The 4,253-nt window shown below is 78.3% G+C and carries 2 protein-coding genes and 1 pseudogene; all 3 read left to right on the plus strand.

All coding sequences use genetic code 11. The annotated features are described in order from the left end of the window. A pseudogene (locus tag ABZ885_RS36420) lies at positions 1-210 on the plus strand (ABC transporter ATP-binding protein); the annotation flags it as partial. After that, complete coding sequence (locus tag ABZ885_RS36425; protein WP_360198698.1) at positions 207-2,957, plus strand: ABC transporter permease; 2,751 nt, start codon at positions 207-209, stop codon at positions 2,955-2,957. The pseudogene ABZ885_RS36420 and the gene ABZ885_RS36425, both read left to right, overlap by 4 nt. 82 nt (positions 2,958-3,039) lie before the next feature. After that, positions 3,040-4,253, plus strand: a 1,214-nt coding sequence (locus tag ABZ885_RS36430) for a hypothetical protein (RefSeq protein ID WP_360198700.1), incomplete at its 3' end; no start/stop codon positions are given.

Raw genomic sequence — 4,253 nt, forward strand, 5'->3', positions numbered from 1 at the left:
GCCGTCCTGCGCGCCCGCTGCGACGCCGGCGCCGCCGCCATGATGGTCACCCACGAACCCCGCCACGCCGCCTGGGCCGACCGCGTCGTCTTCCTCAGCGACGGCCGGATCGTGGACGAGGGCTCCGGCCAGAGCGCCGACGTCCTGCTGCGGATGGCCGCCCGCCACGGCCGGGTCCACCCGGCCGACCGGATCGGGGCCGCCCGATGAGGCTCCGTCCGCTCAAGGTCGCGCTGCGCATCGCCCGCCGCGACGCCCTGCGCGCCAAGGGCCGCAGCGCCCTCGTCATCGCCATGGTCGCGCTGCCCGTCCTCGGCGTCTCCGGCGCCGACGTCGTCTACCGCAGCGGCCAGCTCACCCCCGCCGAGCGGGCCGAGCGGCTGCTCGGCGGCGCCGACGCGTACGTCACCGCGTACGCGCCCGGCAGCACCGTCCACCAGGCCCCGTTCGCCGAGGACGGCGCCTACGCCGTCGCACCGAGGCCGAACGAGGCGCCCACCCCCGAACAGGCCCGGGGCGCCGCCGCCGTCCCCGCCGAGCTGCTGAAGGAACTGCTGCCCGGCGCCGTCCTGCTGCCGGCCGGCCCCGGGCCCACCGCGAGCGCCGCCTCCCGCGACGGCCTGCTCCAGACCGACACCGCCGAGGCCGACCTGGCCGACCCGGCCTGGAAGGGCCGGATCGACCTGGTCGAGGGCCGTGCGCCCCAGGGCCCGCACGAGGCGGCCGTCACCCGGGCGTTCCTGCGCGAGTCCGGGCTCGGCCTCGGCTCCGGCACCACCCTCAAGGGGCTGGAGAAGACGCCGTTCACCGTGACCGGCGTGGTGGAGCACCCCGGCGACCTCGACAAGGTCGAGTTCGTCGGCCGCCCGGGCGAGGTGATCGAGCCGCTCGCCGCCCTGACCCCGGCCGCCAAACCGCCGACCGGCGTCTCCGAACAGGCCGCCGACAAGGCGTCCTGGCTGGTCCGGCTCCCCGCCGGCCAGACCCTCGACCGGGCCGGCGTCCAGCGGCTGAACGCACACGGGTTCACCGCCACCTCCCGCGCCGTCGCGGCCGGCCCGTCCGCCGGGGCGGACGACTCCTACCGCGGCCCGTCGGCCGGCACCGGCGACGCCCTGGCCGGCTCCCCCCGCCGGAACACCGTGGTCGTGGTGGCCACCGTCGCCGCCATGGCCCTGCTGGAGGTGGCCCTGCTCGCCGGGCCCGCCTTCGCGGTCGGCGCCCGCCGCTCCCGCCGACAGCTGGCGCTGCTCGCGGCCACCGGCGGGGACCGCGGGCACGTCGCCGCCGTCGTCCTCGGCGCCGGCCTGGTGCTCGGCGTGGCCGGCGCGGCGGCCGGCGTCCTGCTCGGCACCGGCCTGGTGGCGGTGCTCCGGCCGTGGATCGAGGAGACCGCCGGCAGCCGGTTCGGCCACTTCGGCCTGCGGATCACCGACCTCGCGGCGATCGGCGCCGTCGGCCTGCTCACCGCGCTGCTCGCCGCCGCGCTGCCCGCCCTGCAGGCCGCCCGGCAGAGCGTCACCGCCGGTCTGCACGGCCGCGACACCGTCCGCGCGCCGAGCAGGCGGACCACCGCCCTCGGCGTCGTGCTCTTCGTCGCGGGTGCGGCCACCGCCCTGCTCGCCGTCGGCACCGACGACGGCACCGGGCGCGGCATCGCCGTCCTGGCCGGCCTCGACCGGATGACGCTGATGGTGCTGGCCGGCTCGGTCACCGCCGAACTGGGCCTGCTCCTGCTCACCCCGCTGCTGATCGCGCTCTGCGGCCGGCTCGCCCGCCACCTGCCGCTCGGCGGCCGGCTCGCGCTGCGCGACTCCGCCCGCCACCGCGGACGCACCGCCCCCGCCGTCGCCGCCGTGATGGCCGCCGTGGCCGGTGCGGTCGCCGTCGGCCTCTACACCGGCAGCACCGAGGCGCGGGACCGCGCCGCCTACCGGCCGTTCACCCCGGTCAACGCCGTCACCCTCGCCGTCACCCCGGACGACCCGCAGCTCCCCCGGCTGCGCTCGGCCGTCGAACAGGACATCCCCGGCCTCGGCGAACGCGCCGACCTCGCCCAGGCGTTCTACTCCTGGTGCCCGGGCTGCTCCAGCACCGTCACCGTCAAGGGCGGCAGCGGACTGCACGGGCCGACCACCCTCGTCGTCGGCGACGCCGCCGCCCTGCACAACGCCTTCGCCCTCCGCGACCCGGCCGCCGAGCAGGCGCTCGCCGCCGGCAAGGCCGTCGTCTTCGACCCCGCACGGATCCACGACGGCAAGGTGCTGCTCCAGCTCACCGGCGGGTTCACCGGCGGCACGCAGCCCGGCTCGGGCGCGTCCCAGGAGATCAAGGAGCTCGCCGTCGACGCCGTCCTGGTCGCGGACCCGGACGCCGCCCGGTACGGGACCGGCATCGTCGGCGCCGCGACCGTGCAGCGCCTCGGCCTGACCGTCAAGCCCGTGGGCGCGGTCTGGCTGCCCGCCACCGCACCCGACCACCGGGCCCAGCAGCGGGCCGCCGCCACCGCCGACCGGCTGGCGCCGCTGGCCCAGCTCGACGTCGAGCGCGGCTACCGGCCCAAGAGCGACCTGCCGGCCCTCGCCCTCACCGGCTTCGCGGCGCTGGTCGTCCTCGGCGCCGCCTGCATCGCCACCGGCCTCGCCGCCGCCGACTCCCGGCGCGACCAGGCCACCCTGGCCGCCGTCGGCGCGCCGCCCGGCATCCGCCGCCGGCTCTCCGGCGTCCAGTGCGCGCTGATCGCCTTCCTCGGCGCGGCGCTCGGCACCGTCAACGGGTTCGTGCCCGCGCTCGCCCTGCTCCGGGCGAAGGCCGCCGGCCTGCCGGGCGCGGCCGCCCCGGTCGTCGTCCCCTGGACCGGGATCGCCCTCACCGTGCTCGCCCTCCCGCTGCTCGCCGGCCTGCTCGCCGCCGCCGTCACCCGCTCCCGCATCCCGCTCACCCGCCGCCCCGGCTGAGGCCCCGCCGGCCCGCGACCGTCCCCGGCGGCGCGCCCCGACCGGGCGCGCCGCCCCGGCACACCGTCAGGAGTCCACCACCGTGCAGCAGACCCCGACAGCGACGACCCTCCGCCGGCCGGACGGGCCGCAACCGCCCGTCCCGGCCGGCCCGTCGGCCCGCGCCACCCGATGGGCCAGCGCCACCCGATGGGCCCGGCAGGCCCGCGGCCGGCGCTGGTTCCGGCCCGGCGCGGTGCTCGCCGGGTACGCCGCGGCGGTGCTCGCCCGGCTCCTGCTCGTCCGGCACCTCAGCTACCCGTCCGTGCACCCCGACGAGGAGTCGTACCTGGTGCTGGCCCGCGTGCTGGCCGGGCGGCCGGCCACCGAGATGCCGGCCGGCGTGGTCATCCCGGGCGGGTACCCGCTGCTGATCTCCCCGGCGCTGCGGATCGCGGACGACCCGGTGACGGCCTACCACCTGGTGATGGGGATCAACGCTCTGCTCAACGCGCTGGTCTTCCCGCTCGCCCTCCTGGCACTGCGCCGGCTGGGCCTGGGCCGGCTGCCCGCGTACGTCTTCGCCGCGGTCACCGCCCTGCTGCCGCCCGTGGTCTTCTACGCCGAGTTCGCCCTCACCGACGCCGTGCTGCCGGTGCTGGTCCTGGCCTGGCTGCTCTGCCTGCACGGCTGGCTCTCCGACGGCCCCGCCGGGCGCCGCGCCCGGTACGCGGCCGGGGCCGGCGCGGCCGCGGCGTACACCATGGCGACGCACGACCGCGGCGGCGTCGTGGTCGCGGTCACCGCGGTGGTGCTGGTCGGCGCACTGCTGCTGCGGTGGGCGCCGTGGCGCAGCACGGTGGCCGGCCTGGCCGCGCTCGGCGCCGGCGCGGCCTTCGCCGGGGCGCTGGCGTGGTGGCTGAACCGGCAGTTCACCGTCGAGCCGAGCAAGGTCGGCAGCTACCTGTGGGAGGGCCTGACGGACCCCGGCATCCTGCAGCGCACGCTGACCAGGACGGCCGGACAGATCTGGTACTTCACCGTCTCCACCTGGGGATTCGGCGGGCTGGCGGTCGTCGTCTGCGTGTACGCCGTGTTCAGCGGCCGCTTCCCGCGCCCGCACCGGATCGCCGGCGGCGTCCTGGTGGCACTGCTCGTCGGCACCGCGTTCGCCGCGGCCGCCGCGCTCCCGGACGACGGGCGGATCGACAACTGGGTCTACGCCCGGTACACCTCCTACCTCGTCCCGGCCGCCTTCGTCACCGGTGCGGCCGTGCTCTGCCGGGCCGGCCGCCGCCGCCCCGAGCGCCCGCCGGC

Origin of the sequence: Kitasatospora sp. NPDC047058 (genome assembly GCF_040643935.1) — a bacterium.
Classification (GTDB): Bacteria; Actinomycetota; Actinomycetes; order Streptomycetales; family Streptomycetaceae; genus Kitasatospora.